Genomic DNA, 17,214 nt, shown 5'->3' on the forward strand with positions numbered 1-17,214 from the left:
CCGAGTTCTCACCGCCGCAGTACCAGATCATGGACGAACTGCAGTTTTGCCGTCACCGCCGCGGTCAGCAGGAACGGGTAGAGATCCGGCACGCCCATCGAACGGTGAATGCTGTTCATCGCCAGGCTGAAAGGCACCCAGGCGGAGACGAGCTGTTCGGCGCCATCGGCGGCATAAGGGTTGAAGTCGATTTCGGCCGACAGTTCCTCGTGGCGGCGCGGCTCGATCGACATGCCGTAGGAACGCGCCGTTTCCAGCGTGTCGACGATATGCACGTAATGGGCAAAGCTTTCGGCAAAATCTTCCCACGGATGCGATGAGGCATAGGTGGAGATGAAGAAATCCTGCCAGTTGGGCGGCGGTCCCTGCTCGTAATTGCGGCGCAGCGCCTCACCGTAATCGACCGTCTCGTCGCCGAAGATCGAGCGGAACTCATCCAGCCTGCCGCCGTCGCGGACCATCTTGTCCCAGATGTAATGGCCGGTCTCGTGGCGGAAATGGCCGAGCATGGTGCGGTAAGGCTCGTTCATCGACACGCGGATCTGCTCGCGCGTCGCATCGTCTGCTTCCGCCGCGCGGATGGCGATGAGGCCGTTCTCGTGGCCGGTCATCGCTGCCTTCATCGTGCCGTCGGGCTGCAGCTCGTCGACGAGAAAGTCGAAGACCAGGCCGCCATTCGGATCCTCGTCGCGATTGAGGCGCGGCAGGTTCCATTTCAGCATCGAATAGAAGAGAAGCCGCTGGGCCTGGCTTATTCGACGCCACTGGCTGAGCCCGTCGTCCGTCGAGGCATCTGGCACCAGACGGTTGTGCCGGCAGGCAGGGCAGAAAGGCTGCGGGTCATCCGCGAGCACCGTCCAGTTGCAGATGTCGAGCGTGGCATTTTCACAGAGCCTGACCTGCCGGTAATCGCGCGACGGCATAACCCAGGTGATGCCGTCATCAGCCGGCACGAGCGCATGCATGGACAGCGTTTCCGGCACGAAGGCCAGCCGGTTGCCGCAATTGACGCAATTCCTGTTGTCGAAATGGATGGTCTGGCCGCAATGATCGCATTCGAAGAGGCGCATGGGAGGGTCCGATGACGGGGTTGAGGGAATTGTTCGGAAGAAATCGGGGAGATCGACAAAGAGAAAACCTGCCCCGACCAAGGTCGAAGCAGGCTTTTATGTGCGACTGGAGATCGCGTTCATTCATACATGTCGATCGTCACATACGATCGACGAAATCTTTCGCGGCATCCTTGACCTTGCCCTTGGCCTGCTGGGCATGGCCCTTCGCTTCCTGAGCATTGCCCTTGGCCTTCAGATTGCGGTTGTCGGTCAGGTCGCCTGCGGCCTGCTTGACCTTACCTGCAATTTCGTTGCCCTTGCCGGCTACCTTGTCGCTGGTGCTACCCATCCTGGTATCTCCTTATCTGACGGCGCTTGGTCGCGCCTTGCAGATAAAGAACTCGCACCGGCGGATATCGTTCCCGGAAAAAACAGCACCGGCCCTCACGCGTGGCCGGCCTCGGTCGAAAGCATTTCGGGGCTGACGCCCATGATGGCGAGCGCGCGCTCGTATTTCGTGTCGATCGCCGTATCGAAGATCAGGTCTTCCTGAGGCGGGCAATTGAGCCAGCCATTGTTGCCGATCTCGGCCTCGAGCTGCCCCGGTCCCCAGCCGGCATAGCCGAGGAGCAGCGTGGCCCGCTGGGGGCCGCGCCCTTCGGCCACCGCGCGCAGCACGTCGAGCGTGGCGGTGAGCGAGATGTCGTCGCTGACGGGGATCGAGGATTCGCTGGAAAAATCATCCGAATGGAGGACGAAGCCCCTGCCCGTCTCGACCGGCCCGCCATAGAGGACGGGGAAGTGGCGGACATGATCCGGCAGGAAGGCGCCCTGCGGCTCGTCCACCAGCTTCAGATGCTGAAGCACATCGGGGAAGGACAGTTCCTGCAGGCTGTTGATGATGAAACCCATGGCGCCGGCATCGGAATGGGCGCAGATGTAAACGACGCTGCGAGCGAAATTGCCGTCCTGCATCCCAGGCATTGCGATCAGGAACTGGCCGTCCAGAAAGCCGCGTTCGCGCTTGTCCCTCAGTGCCGAAATTCCCATCGTGCCTCCTTGTGCCGGTTGAGCCCGCTCCCAGGATCGGGACCGCGTCGGACGATCGATCAAAGCAAGATGGAGCAGTCCTCCCCATCATTCAACCAAAAATGACCGGTTTTCATGAGAGTTGGCTGGCAGGTCTGAAAGCGCTGGGTTAAATCGCTTGCCATGACGACGATCGCCAAGACCACCCGCCGCAGACTATCTGCCCTTGCCGCACCGCTGTTTCTGCTTCTCGCCATGACGCCGGTTCATGCCGAGACGACACAATGGGCGAGCAACGAGGGCGGCCGAATGCGTATCGTGGCGCTTGCTCCCGATGCGCGCGGCATCGTGCGCGGGGCGTTGCAGATAGAACCCAAGGCCGGCTGGATCACCTATTGGCGCGAGCCGGGCGATGCCGGCATTCCGCCGCAGGTGACGTTTTCCGAGACATCCGGCGTGACGCTGTCGAAGATGGCCTATCCAGTGCCACGCCGTTTCGACAACGGGAACATCCGCGATATCGGCTATGACGGCGCGGTGACCTTTCCGTTCGAACTCAAGATCAGCGGCGAGCGGCCGCGTCAGCCGATCACGGCAAACGCCTTTATCGGCATCTGCCGCAATATCTGCATTCCCTTCCAGGCGGAGTTCAAGCTTTCGCTGGCCGCCGACGCCGGTACGTCATTTGCCGAGGCAATGATCATCAACGATGCGGAAGGCAAGCTGCCGGAAAAGCCGTCGGACGACTTTGCCGTGACCCATTATGCCGTATCCGCCGACGGCGAGACGCTTAGCCTGCGGCTGAAACTGCCGGCCGATGCACCGAAGAAGCCGAAGGTGATCGTCACCGGGCCGGAGGGCCATGTCCTGTTCAACGACGACAAGGGCATAAGCGAGGATGGCGGCTACCTGCTCGACATGCCGGTCGGCAAGCTGCCGAAGGATTACACGATGGACGGCAAGCGCTGGGGCATTCTGGTGCTTGCCGGCAAGCGCGCCATGGAGACCTCTCTGGCCTTCGAGTGAGGTTTTCGCGCGACCCGCCTTCCGTCATAAGCCGAACCGAGACGCGGCGACGCACGCTTGTCTTGTCATCTGCCGCATTTATAGTCTCGGCCAGACGGCCGCATGGGCGGTCGCAATGGTAGGAGAACGGCATGACGATTGCAGTGGGCGAGAAGCTTCCCGAAGCGAAATTCAAGGAAAAGACCGCGGACGGCCCGGTGGAAGTGACGACCGGTGAGCTTTTCGCCGGCAAGAAGGTCGTGCTGTTTGCCGTGCCTGGCGCCTTTACCCCCACCTGCACGCTGAACCACCTGCCCGGCTATCTGGAAAACCGCGATGCACTGATCGCCAAGGGCGTCGACGACATTGCCGTCGTTGCCGTCAACGACTGGCATGTGATGGGCGCCTGGGCGCAACAATCGGGCGGCATGGGCAAGATCCACTTCCTCGGCGACTGGGATGCCTCCTTCACCAAGGCGATGGGGCTGGACATGGACCTTTCCGCCGGCGGGCTTGGCGTGCGCTCCAAGCGCTATTCGATGCTCGTCGAGGATGGCGTGGTCAAATCGCTCGCCATCGAGGAGAGCCCCGGTGAAGCGACCGTATCGGGCGCTGCGGCGATGCTGGAAACGCTCTAAGGGATTGGAGCCGCTTTACTCTGAGTAAATTGCCCCTCTCCCCGCTCTGGGGAGAGGGATACAGTACGACCGAAATCACGCCGCCAGATCGTAGACGATCAGGCCCGACAGGCCGCCATCGACCGATGCGACGATACGCTCGGCGACCGCGATATGGCCGGGGGCGGCGATATAGGCGTCGCGGGCTTCCGGGCTTTCGAAGCTGACGATGAAGCCGTCGAGAAAGCCGCCGTTCAAGCCCTCGGCCGAGACGTTGGGGCCAAGCTTGATATCGAGGATGCCCGGCACGACAGTCTTCAGACCGGCGATCGCCTGATAGATCTCATCCTTTTCCGCAGCCGAGAGGGCGGACTTGAAGCGCAGAAAAACGCAGTGAAGGATCATGACGTGGTCTCCCCTTGATCATGGCTTGAGTGCGGCTCGAGCATCGCCCGATCCTTGCCCCGTCCGGGGCCGCCACCCGAACCCCCGAATGTGCCGCGCTCACCATAGGCGGTCGCGACACAATGGCAAGCACGCCCGGCGACGCTCCACGGTCTGATCGCGCGCGGATGAATGCGGATGGGTAGGCTGTTACTTGACCAGCAGCGAGCGGCCGAGATTGGGTTTCTTGAACGGTGCCATGCCGAGACGGGCGAGTTCATCGGCACGTTCGTTTTCCGGATGGCCGGCATGGCCCTTGACCCAGTGCCACTTGACCTTGTGGCGCTGGTTGGCGACATCGAGCTGCTGCCACAGCTCGCCGTTCTTCACCGGTTTCTTGTCGGCGGTCTTCCAGCCGTTCTTCTTCCAGCCGAAGATCCATTTCGATATGCCGTCCATGACATATTTGCTGTCGGTGTGGAGGTCGACCTCGCAGGCGCTCTTGAGCGCGTTCAGCGCGCTGATGGCCGCCATGAGTTCCATGCGGTTGTTGGTGGTTTCCGCCTCGCCGCCGTTCAGTTCCTTGACGGTGTCGCCATAGCGCAGGATGGCGCCCCAGCCGCCGGGGCCGGGATTGCCGGAACAGGCACCATCGGTGAAGATCTCGACCTGTTTCACGATGCGGTCTCCCCGATCTGCGGCGCATATTCGGCAACCGACGCGATCTGGCGGTGGAAGCGCAGCTTGCGCAGATATTCGAGCGGGTCCTTCTTGACCACCAGCGCGCCTTCCGGCGTCGTCAGCCAGTCATAGAGGCGGGTGAGGAAGAAGCGCAGGGCCGAGCCGCGGGCGAGAACCGGCATCGCCTGGCGTTCCGCGTCCGACAGCGGGCGCACCGAGCAATAGCCTTCAAGCAGGGCCGACCCCTTGGTGACGTTATAGGCACCGTCCTTTTCAAAGCACCAGGCATTGAGGCAGATCGAGACGTCATAGGCGAGCAGGTCATTGCAGGCGAAATAGAAATCGATCAGGCCCGACAGGTTATCGCCGAGGAAGAAGACATTGTCCTGAAAGAGATCGGCATGGATGACGCCGGCAGGCAGATCCTTTGGCCAATGGGCTTCGAGATAGGCGAGCTCGGTGGTGATCTCGTCCTCGAGGCCCTTCTCCACCTCGTCGGCGCGTTCGGCGGATTTTTCCCACAGGACCTTCCAGCCTTCGAGCGACAGCGCGTTCGGCCGCTTTATCTCGAAGCCTTCGCCGGCGAGATGCATCTGTGCCAGCGCGACGCCTACTTCGCGGCAGTGCTTGGCCTCCGGCTTGCGCAACCACATGCCTTCGAGGAAGGAGATGAGCGCGGCAGGGCGGCCGGAAAGTTCGCCGAGCAACTCGCCATCGCGGCGCGGCAAGGGCAGCGGGCAGGACAGGCCGCGTTCCGACAGGTGCTGCATCAGGCCGAGAAAGAAGGGCAGGTCCGACTTTTCGACGCGCTTCTCATAGAGCGTCAGGATCAGCGGGTCCTTCGTCGTATGGAGCAGGAAATTGGTGTTTTCCACGCCCTCGGCGATGCCCTTGTAGGAGGTCAGCTCGCCGACGTCATACTGCGCCAGAAAATGCTTGAGGTCGATTTCGGTGATGTCGGTGTAAACGGCCAAGGCGCTCTCTCAGTCGGCAAGGGGCAGAATCATCTGCCGGGAGTGTATCTCCATCTGCCTCGTGAGGCATCCGGTGCATAGGGGGAATGTCCCGCATAATGGATGTGCGGCGGCAGCTTATCCGGCAGGGACCTTATTGCCTCGGCACTTGCCGCAACCGATGCCGGCCCTGCGCTTACGCTCCGGGCGCTCCTTCCTCGAAACGATTCACTGGATCGCTTCGTCGGCTACGCCGACCGGTCGTCGCCCATTTACCCAGGCCATATCCTCGACCGTCAGCGGCACGTTGCGCAGCTCGCGGTTGACGAGGAAGTTCTCCGTTTCCTCGGCGGTGATCGCCAGTTCGATTTCGGCTGAAAAGCGCTGCTTGAAGGCGGCGATGATTTCGTCGACGATGACTTCAGGTGCGGACGCGCCGGCCGAGAGGCCGAGGGTGCGGATATTGCCGATCTCGTCCCAGTTCAGCTCGGAGGCGCGCTGGACGAGCAGCGAGCGCTTGGCCCCTGCCCTCAAGGCGACTTCGACGAGGCGCTTGGAATTCGACGAATTCGGCGCGCCGACAACGATGAAGAGATCGCAGCCGGGGGCGGCTTCCTTGACCGCTTCCTGGCGGTTGGTGGTGGCGTAGCAGATACTGTCGGCTGCCGGCGCCGTCAGGTTCGGGAAACGCTCCTGCAGCTTGGCGATGACGCCCGCCGTATCGTCGACCGACAGCGTCGTCTGGGTGACATAGCCGAGATTGTCCGGGTCTTCCGGCATGTAGGCCTCGGCATCGGCGATCGTATCGACGAGCGAGACGGTGCCGGGGGGCAGCTGACCCATCGTGCCGATGACTTCCGGGTGGCCGGCATGGCCGATCAGCACGACATGGCGGCCGAGACGCTGGTGACGCATGGCCTGCTTGTGGACCTTGGAAACGAGCGGGCATGTGGCATCGAGATAGAACAGATTGCGTGCCTGGGCATCTTCCGGCACCGACTTCGGCACGCCATGGGCGGAGAAGACGACCGGCTGCTGGCGGTGTTCTTCCGGGATCTCGTTCAACTCCTCGACGAAGACGGCGCCCTTGGCTTCCAGTCCCTCGACGACATAGCGGTTGTGAACGATCTCATGGCGGACATAGACCGGCGCGCCATAGGATTTCAGCGCCAGCACGACGATCTGGATCGCGCGGTCGACGCCTGCGCAGAAACCGCGCGGGCCGCAAAGCCTGATCGTGAGAGCCGGTTTGGTCACCTGAATGTTCATTCCGCGTCCGCTTTTGGAAAATCTTCAAGGCCTCATATAGGCGAGGCAATTGTGGCGCGCCAACAGAAAATGTCGTTATCGCCCCTCGTCGGTCGACGGCAAGGCGGGCCTGCGGCTGCGCCACCACATGCCGGAGACCACCGCCAGAAGTGCGAAAGCCAGCCCGTACCAGGTGACGGCATACTGGAGATGATTGTTGGGAAGGTCGAACTGGGTGACGCCCCCTTTCGGCCAGCCACCGGGGTTCGTCACCGAGGCGTCGGCATCGACGAAGAAGGGCAGGACGTTCGAGAGGCCGGTGCTGGCCGCCATGGCGTCGAGATCCTTCCAGTAGAAGATGTTCTTTGCCGTATCGTTGTCGGGGACGATGGAGGACGGTTTTCCGCCCAGTTTTTCCCGCGCGTAGCCGGTGATCACCTGCTCGCCCGGCACCTCGCCGTCCGGCCGCGTCGCCGGCTCCTTCATTTCGTAGGGTACGAAGCCACGATTGACGAAGATGTTGCGGCCGTCATCCAGCGTCAGCGGCGTGTAGACATAAAAGCCGGTGCGGCCCTCGAACGTGGCGAAGAAATGCCGTTCCCTCGTGTGGTCGAACGTGCCCGAGAGCGAGACCCGGCGGTATTCGATATCGTCGCCCGCTGCAGCCCGTTGCTCGATTTCGGCAAGCGGCACGGGCTGGGCTGCGCGGCGCTCGGCGATATCAGCGAGCAGGCCTTGCTTCCAGTACAGCCGTTCCACCTGCCAGGTGCCCAGCGCCAGGAGGATGGCGAGGGAGACGAGGATGAGGGTGGCGGTGAGGATGGTGCGGGTCCGAGCGCCACCTGCCGATCCAAACGAGGGCCTATCGAGCACGCTATACAAGCTCGATGCGAAGATTGCGCCCGACAGCGGCCGCGGCACGCCGCAAGGTCAGCAGCGTCACCGACGGGTTGTTGGGATCGAGCAGCCTGTCGAGCTGCTGGCGGCTCGATTGCATGCGCTGTGCCATCGCCGTTTTCGTCAACCCCTCCTTCTCCATCGCGGCACGCAACTGGTCCGCGATGACCTGTTTCAGGGCAATGGCCTCCGTTTCCTCCAAAAGGCCATCGGCCTCGAGGAAGTCGTCGAAAGTCTCCGAATGGTCGATATAGCCTTTTGCTTCGCGGCTCATTCCAGTTCTCTCTTTCTTGCCAGTGCCAGATCGATGTCCGGCACGGGCGTCTTCTGTGTCTTTTTCTCGAAACCGTGCAGCAGGATCATGTCTCCGGCATGGATGACGAAGATGACCCTGGCGATGCGTCCACGGGGTAGGTTGCTGCGGACTTCCCAGAGTCCCTGGCCAAGCGAGCGGCAATAGGGCATGCCGAGCGGCCAGCCGAACTCTACCCGTTGAATATCGATGCCAATCTGCCTGCGATCTTCGCGAGACAGATCCATCAGCCAGTCACGTACCGGCCTTCGCCCGCTGCCGGTCGCATAAAATTTGCCGGCGATCTTCTTGGGCGCGTCGATCATCCACGAATACGTACCATAATTGATACACATCCACAAGCAGCAAGGGCGGCCTTGGGCCGCCCTGAACCCTCTACAGATTGATCCCCGTCACATATGCGCAATCGGTGCGCCCCAGCCGCCCCAGATGTAGATGGAGAAGAACAGGAAGAGCCAGACGACGTCGACGAAGTGCCAGTACCAGGCGGCAGCTTCGAAGCCGAAGTGCTTTTCCGCGGTGAAGCCGCCGTTGACGGCGCGCAGCAGGCAGACGATCAGGAATATGGTGCCGACCAGAACGTGAAAGCCGTGGAAGCCGGTCGCCATGAAGAAGGTGGCGCCATAGATCGAATTGGCGAATTCGAACGGCGCATGCATGTATTCGTAATACTGGACGTAGGAGAACAGCACGCCGAGTGCGACGGTCAAGGCGAGGCCGGTGACGAGGCCCTTGCGGTCGTCATGCAGCAGCGCGTGATGTGCCCAGGTTACGCAGGTGCCCGACAGCAGCAGAATGATCGTGTTGTAGAGCGGCAGGTGCCAGGGATCGAGAACCTCGATACCGGCCGGCGGCCATTGACCGCCGAGCGCCTCGACACGGCTTGCCTGGATCGCCTCGCCCGGATAGAGGCTGGCGTCGAAAAAGGCCCAGAACCAGGCGACGAAGAACATCACTTCCGAGGCGATGAACATGATCATGCCGTAGCGCAGGTGCAGCGACACGACGCGGGTGTGGTGGCCCTCGTTGCCTTCCTTGATCGTATCCGCCCACCAGCCGATCATCACATAGACGATGATGGCGAGACCGATGAAGAACAGCCATGGCGTGGCGAGGTTGAGGCCGAACATTTGGAATTCGGCGCCCTTGAGATAGCGCATGTAGCCGACGCCGCCAAATGTCAGGACGAAGGCGCCGATCGAGGCGAGCAGCGGCCAGGGGCTTGGGTCGATGATGTGGTAATCGTGGTTCTTCTGATGCACGTCGGCCATGTCAGGCTCCCCGGTGAATGCCTCTCCTCCGCCCGAGACCACTGCCCGGACGGCTCCTCTCAAAGCTTGCTTTCAGTCCCCTCGTCTTCCCTTCTGACGGCAGCGACCGGCTTTGACGGCGTCGACGGATAGAAGGAATAGGACAGGGTGAGCGTCCTCAAATTCTTCGTCTCTTCCGAATTGACGATCTCCGGATCGACATAGAAGACGACGGGCATGCTGATGCTTTCGCCAGGCTGCAACGTCTGCTCGGTAAAGCAGAAGCACTGGACCTTGTTGAAATAGGCACCGGCATCCATCGGCGTGACGTTGAAGGCGGCGGTGCCGGTGGTGGCGACCGAAGACAGGTTCTTCGCGGTGAACTCGACCTGCACGGTCTCGCCGATCTTCGGCGTCACCGGTTTGGCGGCCTTGAACTCCCAGTTCAGGCCGCTCGAAATGTTGGCGTCGAAGGTGACATTCATCGTGCGGTCAAGCACGGTTGCCGAATATTGCTCGACGCGCTGGGTCGTGCCGCCGTAACCGGTGACCTGGCAGAAGAGCTGGTAAAGGGGAACGGCAGCGTAAGCCGCACCGACCATGCAGGTGACGAAGACGGCGCAGCCGGCGAAGATCGAGGCATTGCTGACGCGCTTTTGCGGCTGGGCGGCGCGACTTTGCGGCGCCTGCCGTACCTGACCGTGTTGACCTTCGCCTCCCATGTCGCTCCTCCCCAGCTCCATTCGGCCCTTAATCCTTCAGCCTAGTTCCAGAACCCGCCGACCTTGACCAGCGTGATCACGTAGAAGAGCACGCACAGCCCTGCGAGAACAAGGCCGAGCGCCACATTGCGGTTTCGCCGCGACTTCTTCTGCGTCTCGCTGAGCTTGACGGTGTCGATCAAAGCAAACCTCCGACAAAGGCAACGAGATCGGCCGCCACATGGTCGACCAGCAGCGCGGAGAAGACCGCGAAGAGATAGAAGATCGAATAGAAGAACAGCTTCTTGGCCGGCAGCATCTTCTCGTCATCTTCGGGCATGCGCAGCACGAGAATGGAATAGTAAAGGAAGATGAGGCTCAGAATGCCGGTGAAGATGCCGTAGCCGATGCTGGCGAGACCGGTGAAGGTCGGGGCGGCGACGACGGCCGCCATCAGGACCGAGTAGACGACCATCTGGCGCTTGGTCGAGCGCTGGCCGACGACATTCGGCATCATCGGAATGCCGACCGAGCCGTAATCGCGCATCTTGAACAGCGCCAAGGCCCAGAAATGCGGCGGGGTCCACATGAAGGTGATCATGAACAGGATGACGCTGTCGAGCGATACGCCGCCGGTGACGCAGGCCCAGCCGAGCATGGGCGGGAAAGCGCCGGCGGCACCGCCGATGACGATGTTCTGCGGCGTCGAGCGCTTCAGCCACATCGTGTAGATGACGGCATAGAAGAAGATGGTGAAAGCGAGCAGGCCGGCGGCAAACCAGTTGACGGCGAGGCCGAGGATGGCGACCGAGAAGGCCGACAGCGTCAGGCCAAAGGCAAGCGCTTCCTTGGGCAGGATGCGGCCGGCCGGGATCGGCCGCTTGGCGGTGCGGGTCATCACCGCATCGATATCGGCGTCATACCACATGTTGAGCGCGCCGGACGCTCCCGCGCCGACGGCGATACAGAGGATCGAGATGATCGCCAGGACAGGATTGATTTCGCCCGGCGCCAGCACGAGGCCGGCAAAGGCGGTAAAGACCACCAGTGACATGACCCGAGGCTTCAGCAGCGCGAAGAAATCGCGCGCATCCGCTTCCGAAAGCAGCTTGCCTTCGTCGCTGCCGATTGCGTGGGTCTGGTCGATAACGGTCATTTCAATTCAAATCCTGACGACGTGCCGGGCTCCTCCCAGACACCCGGTTTGGAATTCTCATTTGATGCGGGGAAGCTGTTCCCACTGGTGATAGGGCGGAGGCGAAGACAGCTGCCATTCGAGCGTCGTCGCACCCTCGCCCCAGGGGTTATCACCGGCAACCCGCTTCTTGGCGAAGGCCTCCCATACGCCAAACAGGAAGACGAGTACACCCACGAAGGAAATGTACGAACCGATCGAGGAAATGTAGTTCCAGCCGGCGAATGCATCCGGGTAATCGATATAACGGCGCGGCATGCCGGCAAGGCCGAGGAAGTGCTGCGGGAAGAAGACCAGGTTGACGCCGACGAACATCACCCAGAAGTGCAGCTTGCCGATCGTCTCGTTATACATGTAGCCGAACATTTTCGGGAACCAGTAGTACCAGGCCGCGAAGATGGCGAAGACGGCGCCGAGCGACAGGACGTAGTGGAAATGGGCCACGACGTAATAGGTGTCGTGCAGCGAGCGGTCGAGACCGGCGTTTGCCAGCTGGACGCCCGTGACACCGCCGACGGTGAACAGGAAGATGAAGCCGATCGCCCAGATCATCGGCGTCGCGAAGGTGATCGAGCCGCCCCACATCGTCGCGATCCAGGAGAAGATCTTGATGCCGGTCGGCACCGCAATCACCATCGTGGCGAAGACGAAATAGCGCTGCGCATCGAGCGACAGGCCGACCGTATACATGTGGTGGGCCCAGACGATGAAGCCGACCGCACCGATCGCCACCATCGCATAGGCCATGCCGAGATAGCCGAAGACCGGCTTTTTCGAGAAGGTCGCGACGATATGGCTGATGATGCCGAAGCCAGGCAGGATGAGGATGTAGACTTCCGGGTGGCCGAAGAACCAGAACAGGTGCTGGTAGAGGATCGGGTCACCGCCGCCTTCCGGCGAGAAGAAGGTCGTGCCGAAATTGCGGTCGGTCAGCGCCATGGTGATGGCACCGGCCAAGACCGGCAGCGACAGAAGCAGCAGGAACGCCGTGACGAGGACGGCCCAGGCAAACAGCGGCATCTTGTGCAGCGTCATGCCCGGTGCGCGCATGTTGAGGATCGTGGTGATGAAGTTGATCGCACCCAGGATAGACGAGGCGCCCGAGACGTGCAGCGCGAAGATCGCCAGATCGACCGCCGGGCCCGGATGGCCGGAGGTCGAGAGCGGCGGATACATGGTCCAGCCGCCGCCCGCGCCGTAAGCACCCGCCGGGCCCTCGACGAACATCGACAGCACGAGCAGCAGGAAGGCCGGGACGATCAGCCAGAAGGAAATGTTGTTCAAGCGCGGAAAGGCCATGTCCGGCGCGCCGATCATGATCGGCACCATCCAGTTTGCAAAGCCGCCGATCAGCGCCGGCATGACCATGAAGAAGATCATGATCAACGCGTGCGCCGTGGTGAAGACGTTGAACATGTGCTTGCCGCCATCGATCGCGGCGGCACCGTCGAAGCCGTAGACCATCGAGGCCAGGCCGTGGAAGATCTGGATGCCGGGTTCCTGCAGCTCCATGCGCATGGCGACCGACATGAGGCCACCGACGATGCCCGCCATGATCGCGAAGATCAGGTAGAGCGTGCCGATATCCTTGTGGTTGGTGGAAAACAGCCAGCGTGCGGCAAAGCCCGGCGTATGGTGATGGTGATCGCCGTGGGCATGCGCATCATCGTGGCCAGCACGGGCGTGAGAATGGTCTTCGTGGTGTGTCGTTTCAGCCATTGTCCTCGCCTCCCCTTAACGGATGTCGTTTGCGGCGACATCGACGTCGCGGGCTTGCGGGTTGTCGTTTTGAGCCAGAAGCGCCTTGAAGGCTCCCGGCAGGTCGGTTGCCGCGGCGGCGAGCCAGGCGGTGTATTTTTCTTCCGATACGACGCGGATGGCGATCGGCATGTAGGCGTGGTCCTTGCCGCAAAGTTCCGAGCACTGGCCGTAATAGAGGCCTTCGCGCTCCGGGCGGAACCAGGTTTCGTTGAGGCGTCCGGGAACGGCATCGATCTTGACGCCGAAGGCCGGCATGGCGAAGGCGTGGATGACGTCGGTCGGAGCGGCGGTGACGAGAAGGCGGACGGTCTTGTTCACCGGCACGATCATCTCGTTGTCGACCGCGAGAAGGCGTGGATAGGCGGCGACATCTTCCTTGCCGGCGGCGGCGCGATCGCCTTCCTGCAGCATGAAACTGTCGAAGGCGACGGGGGACGCATTCTCGCCCTGGCCGGACCCTTCATATTCGTAATTCCACTGCCACTGGGTGGCGGTGGCCTTGATCGTCATGTCGGTTTCCGGGATCTCCAGCTGCTTGGTCAGCAGATTGAACGAGGGGATTGCCAGAAAGAACAGGATCAGCACCGGCGCCACGGTCCAGACGATCTCGATCGTCGTGTTGTGGCTGGTGCGCGAGGCAACGGGGTTCTTGTCGGCGCGGAACTTGACCACGACGATGATCAGAAGAATGAGGACGAAGAGCGTGACCGGCACGATGAACCAGAGCGTATAATGCTCGAACCAGCGGATCTGATGCATCATCTCGGTCGCCGGTTCCTGCAGATCCAACTGCCAGGGGCGCGGCTGATCCGCGTATGCTGCCGTGGTACCCGCCAACCCCGCAAGCGAGGTGGCGAGCAGACAGATGATACCCATCATCACTGCTTTAGCCTTGTTCATCCCAACTTTCTCCCCATGCGTGTGATCCAAATCAAATCGTACGCAATCTCCAAGCTGTAAGCTCGGTTCAATCACAGTTTGCTTATGTCCGCAATCATTTGCGGCAAATGCCCCTGCGGCATTTCGCGCATTGCTTTGTCATGCGCGCCCTCCGGTTGAACTCCTCCTGTGCCGACTGCCCGATCCTCCTCAAGATTTGCGGCCCGCACCATCAGGATAAGCCGGTTCCATCTTTCAATTCCACCAGAATTTGATCGGGGACTGGCTGTTTCGGCTTGAACAGGGTCCTACTTTCGCCGTACTCGGCTCAAAAAGTCGGCAAGGCTTTTCATCTGGCGCTTCGGGCGACAGGATAAGCCGCATTGATTCGCACCAGAGGTATCCATGGGTCGTCCCTCCCTGATCGGCGCAAGCCTTATCGCCCTGCTCGCGCTGAGCACGGTTTCTCCCGCAACGGCCCAGACGCCTGCGCCGCAGGCCAGCCCGAACGCTCCGGCAGCCGGGACTTCGCCGCGCGCGCCGCAGTCAGCCGCTCCATCGGGACAGCAGCAAGGCAACGTCAAGGAAAGCCATGGCGCATGGTCGGTGATCTGCGACCGGCCCGCCGGCGCGTCCATCGAGCAATGCGCGCTGATGCAGAACGTGATTGCCGAAGACCGGCCGGAGGTCGGCCTGTCGGTCGTCGTCCTGAAGACCGCCGATCGCAAGGCGCGCATTCTGCGCATTCTCGCCCCGCTCGGCGTTCTTTTGAAGGACGGGATGGAGCTCTATGTCGACGGCAACAATATCGGCCGCGCCTATTTCACCCGCTGCTTCTCCGAGGGCTGCTACGTGGAAGTGGAAATCGACGAGGAACTGATGCGCCTGCTGCGCGCCGGCAAGAGCGCCGTGTTCGCACTGCGCGAATCCTCCGATCAGGACCGCGTCGGCATTCCGGTCGAGCTGTCCGGGTTTGCTCCGGGTTACGATGCGCTTCCCTAGGGCGCTTCCTTAAGTCGCGCTTCCTTAAAGCGTGAGCGAGGCGGCGCTTGCGCCGATCCGCTCAGGGACCTACATCGGTTTTCAAAGATAATTCGGCTTGGGCGCATGTGATTGCCCCTCACCCCAACCCTTTCCCCGCTCGCGGGGAGAGAGACGTGCCTCGGTTTTGGCCGAGCGGGTGCCGCAAAGGTCCTTCGCCCCGCCTGCGGGGAAAAGGTGCCGGCAGGCGGATGAGGGCAAGCTCTTGCGCATACGCCAAACGGCCAGCGGAGCATGACAGAATGAACACCGATCTCCTGAACCTGTTCGACGTGGACGAGGCGAAGCTGCGCGATATCGTGGCGAACGCGCTGGCCGGCGCCGATGACGGCGAACTCTTCATCGAACATGCACAGGCGGAATCGCTGACCTTCGACAACGGCCGCCTGAAGGGTGGATCGTTCAATACCGACCAGGGCTTTGGTCTGCGCTCGGTTGCCGGCGAGGCTGTCGGTTATGCGCATGCGGGCGATCTGAGCGAAGCGGCGCTTGCGCGGGCGGCGGATGCTGTTCGCGCCGTCACCGCCGGCTATTCGGGCTCCTATGCGGCCGCGCCGCAGCGCACGAATAAGAAATATTACGGCGACGAGAACCCCATCGGCTCTCCGACATTCGAGGCGAAGGCCAAGCTCTTGGCCGAGATCGACGCCTATCTGCGCGACAAGGACCCCAAGGTGCGGCAGGTGACCGCCTCGATCGCCGCAAGCTGGCAGGTGGTCGACATCCTGCGGGCCGACGGCCACCGGGTGCAGGACATACGGCCGATGACGCGCATCAACATTTCCGTCGTCGTGGGTGACGGCGACCGGCAGGAAAGTGGCACGTTCGGCACCGGCGGCCGCATCGGCTTCGGCGATTTCGTCGCGGACGGCAACTGGCAGGTGGGCGCAGACGAGGCGCTGCGCCAGGCGCTCGTCAATCTCGACGCCATCGAGGCGCCGGCCGGCACGATGGATGTCGTTCTCGGTTCCGGCTGGCCCGGCGTGATGCTGCACGAGGCGGTCGGCCACGGGCTGGAGGGCGATTTCAACCGCAAGAAGACGTCCGCCTTTGCCGGCCTTCTGGGCGAAATGGTTGCGGCTCCCGGCGTCACCGTGGTCGACGATGGCACGATCGACAACCGCCGCGGCTCGATCACCATCGACGACGAAGGCACGCCTTCGGCCTATAACGTGCTGATCGAAGATGGGAAGCTCGTCGGCTACATGCAGGACCGGCAAAATGCCCGGCTGATGGGGATGAAGCCGACCGGAAACGGCCGCCGCCAGGGCTATTCCTCGGTGCCGATGCCGCGCATGACCAATACCTACATGCTCGGCGGAACCAAGACGCCAGACGAGATCATCTCCTCGGTGAAGAAGGGCATCTATGCCGTCTCATTCGGCGGCGGACAGGTGGATATCACGTCGGGGAAATTCGTGTTCGGCTGCACCGAGGCCTATCTGATCGAAGACGGAAAGATCGGCGCGCCGGTGAAGGGCGCGATGCTGATCGGCAACGGGCCGGATGCGATGAAGCGCATCTCGATGGTCGGCAACGACATGAAGCTCGATACCGGCATCGGCAATTGCGGCAAGGCCGGCCAGTGGGTGCCGGTCGGCGTCGGCCAGCCGCATCTGAGAATGGACCAGGTCACCGTCGGCGGCACGAAGGCTTGAACACCATGAGCGGGATCGTCATCCGCGCCTTCCGTCCCGGTGACGAACAGGGCGTGCTCGATGTCATCCTGCCGATCCAGCAAGACGAGTTCGGCGTCGCCATCACCGCGGCGGACCAGCCGGATCTGGCCGCCATTCCCGAATTCTACCAGCAGGCCGGAGGCGGGTTCTGGGTGGCGGAAAAGGGTGGCCGCATCGTCGGCACGATTTCGCTCAAGGATATCGGCAATGATGAGGGCGCGCTGCGCAAGATGTTCGTTGCGGCCGAGGTGCGCGGGCGCGAATTCGGGGTTGCGGCCCGATTGCTGGCGGTGCTGCTTGCGCATGCCACGGCTGAAGGGATGAAGGCGGTGCTTCTCGGCACGACGGACAAGTTCGTGGCAGCACACAGGTTCTACGAGAAGAACGGGTTTGTGGAGATCGCCGCAGAGGAATTGCCGGAGAGCTTTCTGCACATGGCGGTCGATACTAAGTTCTATCGGCTGGCCGTGGCAGGTTGAGCCGTATCACACCGGCCATCTCATGCGACGACAGCAAGACACATTGCCGG

At 62.0% G+C, this 17,214-nt stretch carries 21 protein-coding genes; 5 read left to right on the forward strand and 16 right to left on the reverse strand.

Annotation, left to right across the window (positions count from 1 at the left end):
- Positions 1-8 precede the first annotated feature (8 nt).
- From AC0JZ4_RS01195 to AC0JZ4_RS01205, 3 genes are all read right to left on the reverse strand, one after another.
- A complete protein-coding gene (locus AC0JZ4_RS01195; RefSeq protein WP_471884643.1) occupies positions 9-1,070 on the reverse strand; it encodes a zinc-binding metallopeptidase family protein in 1,062 nt (353 codons plus the stop codon).
- Positions 1,071-1,209: 139 nt separating this feature from the next.
- Positions 1,210-1,401, reverse strand: a complete 192-nt coding sequence (locus tag AC0JZ4_RS01200; protein WP_471884644.1) for a CsbD family protein — start codon at positions 1,399-1,401, stop codon at positions 1,210-1,212.
- Positions 1,402-1,496: 95 nt separating this feature from the next.
- A complete protein-coding gene (locus AC0JZ4_RS01205) occupies positions 1,497-2,102 on the reverse strand; it encodes a YqgE/AlgH family protein (RefSeq protein ID WP_471884645.1) in 606 nt (201 codons plus the stop codon).
- Positions 2,103-2,264: 162 nt separating this feature from the next.
- On the opposite strand from AC0JZ4_RS01205, the gene AC0JZ4_RS01210 reads away from it, so the two are divergent.
- Positions 2,265-3,107, forward strand: a complete 843-nt coding sequence (locus AC0JZ4_RS01210) for a protein-disulfide reductase DsbD domain-containing protein (protein ID WP_471884646.1) — start codon at positions 2,265-2,267, stop codon at positions 3,105-3,107.
- 131 nt (positions 3,108-3,238) lie between these two features.
- Entirely contained in the window at positions 3,239-3,724 is a 486-nt protein-coding gene (locus AC0JZ4_RS01215) for a redoxin family protein (RefSeq protein ID WP_471884647.1), read from the forward strand.
- 75 nt (positions 3,725-3,799) lie between these two features.
- Here the strand turns inward: AC0JZ4_RS01215 and AC0JZ4_RS01220 are convergent, their stop codons facing one another.
- From AC0JZ4_RS01220 to coxB, 13 genes are all read right to left on the reverse strand, one after another.
- Positions 3,800-4,108: a Dabb family protein gene (locus AC0JZ4_RS01220; protein ID WP_471884648.1), complete on the reverse strand. Its 309-nt coding sequence runs from the start codon at positions 4,106-4,108 to the stop codon at positions 3,800-3,802.
- Positions 4,109-4,297: 189 nt separating this feature from the next.
- On the reverse strand, positions 4,298-4,765 hold the full coding sequence (gene rnhA, locus AC0JZ4_RS01225; RefSeq protein WP_471884649.1) for a ribonuclease HI: 468 nt from the start codon (positions 4,763-4,765) through the stop codon (positions 4,298-4,300).
- Positions 4,762-5,742: a homoserine kinase gene (locus tag AC0JZ4_RS01230; RefSeq protein ID WP_471884650.1), complete on the reverse strand. Its 981-nt coding sequence runs from the start codon at positions 5,740-5,742 to the stop codon at positions 4,762-4,764. Before AC0JZ4_RS01230 ends, rnhA begins: the two co-directional genes overlap by 4 nt.
- A 207-nt stretch (positions 5,743-5,949) precedes the next feature.
- Positions 5,950-6,990: a 4-hydroxy-3-methylbut-2-enyl diphosphate reductase gene (gene ispH / locus AC0JZ4_RS01235; protein ID WP_471884651.1), complete on the reverse strand. Its 1,041-nt coding sequence runs from the start codon at positions 6,988-6,990 to the stop codon at positions 5,950-5,952.
- 75 nt (positions 6,991-7,065) lie between these two features.
- Positions 7,066-7,842: an SURF1 family protein gene (locus tag AC0JZ4_RS01240; RefSeq protein WP_471884652.1), complete on the reverse strand. Its 777-nt coding sequence runs from the start codon at positions 7,840-7,842 to the stop codon at positions 7,066-7,068.
- Between the two features lies 1 nt (position 7,843).
- Entirely contained in the window at positions 7,844-8,140 is a 297-nt protein-coding gene (locus AC0JZ4_RS01245) for a Fis family transcriptional regulator (protein ID WP_471884653.1), read from the reverse strand.
- The gene (locus tag AC0JZ4_RS01250; RefSeq protein ID WP_471884654.1) at positions 8,137-8,484 is read right to left on the reverse strand and encodes a type II toxin-antitoxin system RelE/ParE family toxin; all 348 of its coding nucleotides are present in this window, start codon (positions 8,482-8,484) and stop codon (positions 8,137-8,139) included. The genes AC0JZ4_RS01245 and AC0JZ4_RS01250 overlap by 4 nt, the downstream gene beginning before the upstream one ends.
- Positions 8,485-8,571: 87 nt before the next feature.
- Positions 8,572-9,450 carry a cytochrome c oxidase subunit 3 gene (locus tag AC0JZ4_RS01255; protein ID WP_471884655.1) on the reverse strand — a complete coding sequence of 293 codons (879 nt, stop codon included), beginning with the start codon at positions 9,448-9,450 and terminating at the stop codon, positions 8,572-8,574.
- Positions 9,451-9,509: 59 nt separating this feature from the next.
- On the reverse strand, positions 9,510-10,151 hold the full coding sequence (locus tag AC0JZ4_RS01260; protein ID WP_471884656.1) for a cytochrome c oxidase assembly protein: 642 nt from the start codon (positions 10,149-10,151) through the stop codon (positions 9,510-9,512).
- A gap of 41 nt (positions 10,152-10,192) precedes the next feature.
- Complete coding sequence (locus AC0JZ4_RS01265) at positions 10,193-10,333, reverse strand: hypothetical protein (protein ID WP_471887938.1); 141 nt, start codon at positions 10,331-10,333, stop codon at positions 10,193-10,195.
- A complete protein-coding gene (gene cyoE, locus AC0JZ4_RS01270; RefSeq protein WP_471884657.1) occupies positions 10,330-11,286 on the reverse strand; it encodes a heme o synthase in 957 nt (318 codons plus the stop codon). The genes AC0JZ4_RS01265 and cyoE overlap by 4 nt, the downstream gene beginning before the upstream one ends.
- Before the next feature lie 57 nt (positions 11,287-11,343).
- Positions 11,344-13,044, reverse strand: coding sequence for a cytochrome c oxidase subunit I (gene ctaD, locus AC0JZ4_RS01275; protein ID WP_471884658.1), 1,701 nt, complete (start codon positions 13,042-13,044; stop codon positions 11,344-11,346).
- Between the two features lie 15 nt (positions 13,045-13,059).
- Positions 13,060-13,986 (reverse strand): cytochrome c oxidase subunit II, encoded by a 927-nt coding sequence (gene coxB / locus AC0JZ4_RS01280; protein WP_471884659.1) that lies wholly within the window; start codon positions 13,984-13,986, stop codon positions 13,060-13,062.
- Between the two features lie 384 nt (positions 13,987-14,370).
- Here coxB and AC0JZ4_RS01285 point away from each other — a divergent pair, with 384 nt between their 5' ends.
- The 3 genes from AC0JZ4_RS01285 (at position 14,371) to AC0JZ4_RS01295 (ending at position 17,164) form a co-directional block, all read left to right on the forward strand.
- A complete protein-coding gene (locus AC0JZ4_RS01285) occupies positions 14,371-14,967 on the forward strand; it encodes an invasion associated locus B family protein (protein ID WP_471884660.1) in 597 nt (198 codons plus the stop codon).
- 281 nt (positions 14,968-15,248) lie between these two features.
- Positions 15,249-16,664 (forward strand): metalloprotease TldD, encoded by a 1,416-nt coding sequence (gene tldD, locus AC0JZ4_RS01290; protein ID WP_471884661.1) that lies wholly within the window; start codon positions 15,249-15,251, stop codon positions 16,662-16,664.
- Positions 16,665-16,669: 5 nt separating this feature from the next.
- Positions 16,670-17,164 carry a GNAT family N-acetyltransferase gene (locus tag AC0JZ4_RS01295; protein WP_471884662.1) on the forward strand — a complete coding sequence of 165 codons (495 nt, stop codon included), beginning with the start codon at positions 16,670-16,672 and terminating at the stop codon, positions 17,162-17,164.
- Positions 17,165-17,214: the final 50 nt, after the last annotated feature.

Source organism: [Rhizobium] kunmingense (assembly GCF_977018605.1).

Excerpts from the sequence above, each read along its gene's own strand:
- AC0JZ4_RS01195 (WP_471884643.1), bottom strand. The coding sequence starts at position 1,070 with ATGCGCCTCTTCGAATGCGATCATTGCGGCCAGACCATCCATTTCGAC.
- AC0JZ4_RS01200 (WP_471884644.1), bottom strand. The coding sequence starts at position 1,401 with ATGGGTAGCACCAGCGACAAGGTAGCCGGCAAGGGCAACGAAATTGCA.
- AC0JZ4_RS01205 (WP_471884645.1), bottom strand. The coding sequence starts at position 2,102 with ATGGGAATTTCGGCACTGAGGGACAAGCGCGAACGCGGCTTTCTGGAC.
- AC0JZ4_RS01210 (WP_471884646.1), top strand. The coding sequence starts at position 2,265 with ATGACGACGATCGCCAAGACCACCCGCCGCAGACTATCTGCCCTTGCC.
- AC0JZ4_RS01215 (WP_471884647.1), top strand. The coding sequence starts at position 3,239 with ATGACGATTGCAGTGGGCGAGAAGCTTCCCGAAGCGAAATTCAAGGAA.
- AC0JZ4_RS01220 (WP_471884648.1), bottom strand. The coding sequence starts at position 4,108 with ATGATCCTTCACTGCGTTTTTCTGCGCTTCAAGTCCGCCCTCTCGGCT.
- ispH (WP_471884651.1), bottom strand. The coding sequence starts at position 6,990 with ATGAACATTCAGGTGACCAAACCGGCTCTCACGATCAGGCTTTGCGGC.
- AC0JZ4_RS01245 (WP_471884653.1), bottom strand. The coding sequence starts at position 8,140 with ATGAGCCGCGAAGCAAAAGGCTATATCGACCATTCGGAGACTTTCGAC.
- AC0JZ4_RS01250 (WP_471884654.1), bottom strand. The coding sequence starts at position 8,484 with ATGATCGACGCGCCCAAGAAGATCGCCGGCAAATTTTATGCGACCGGC.
- AC0JZ4_RS01255 (WP_471884655.1), bottom strand. The coding sequence starts at position 9,450 with ATGGCCGACGTGCATCAGAAGAACCACGATTACCACATCATCGACCCA.
- AC0JZ4_RS01260 (WP_471884656.1), bottom strand. The coding sequence starts at position 10,151 with ATGGGAGGCGAAGGTCAACACGGTCAGGTACGGCAGGCGCCGCAAAGT.
- cyoE (WP_471884657.1), bottom strand. The coding sequence starts at position 11,286 with ATGACCGTTATCGACCAGACCCACGCAATCGGCAGCGACGAAGGCAAG.
- ctaD (WP_471884658.1), bottom strand. The coding sequence starts at position 13,044 with ATGGCTGAAACGACACACCACGAAGACCATTCTCACGCCCGTGCTGGC.
- coxB (WP_471884659.1), bottom strand. The coding sequence starts at position 13,986 with ATGAACAAGGCTAAAGCAGTGATGATGGGTATCATCTGTCTGCTCGCC.
- AC0JZ4_RS01285 (WP_471884660.1), top strand. The coding sequence starts at position 14,371 with ATGGGTCGTCCCTCCCTGATCGGCGCAAGCCTTATCGCCCTGCTCGCG.
- tldD (WP_471884661.1), top strand. The coding sequence starts at position 15,249 with ATGAACACCGATCTCCTGAACCTGTTCGACGTGGACGAGGCGAAGCTG.
- AC0JZ4_RS01295 (WP_471884662.1), top strand. The coding sequence starts at position 16,670 with ATGAGCGGGATCGTCATCCGCGCCTTCCGTCCCGGTGACGAACAGGGC.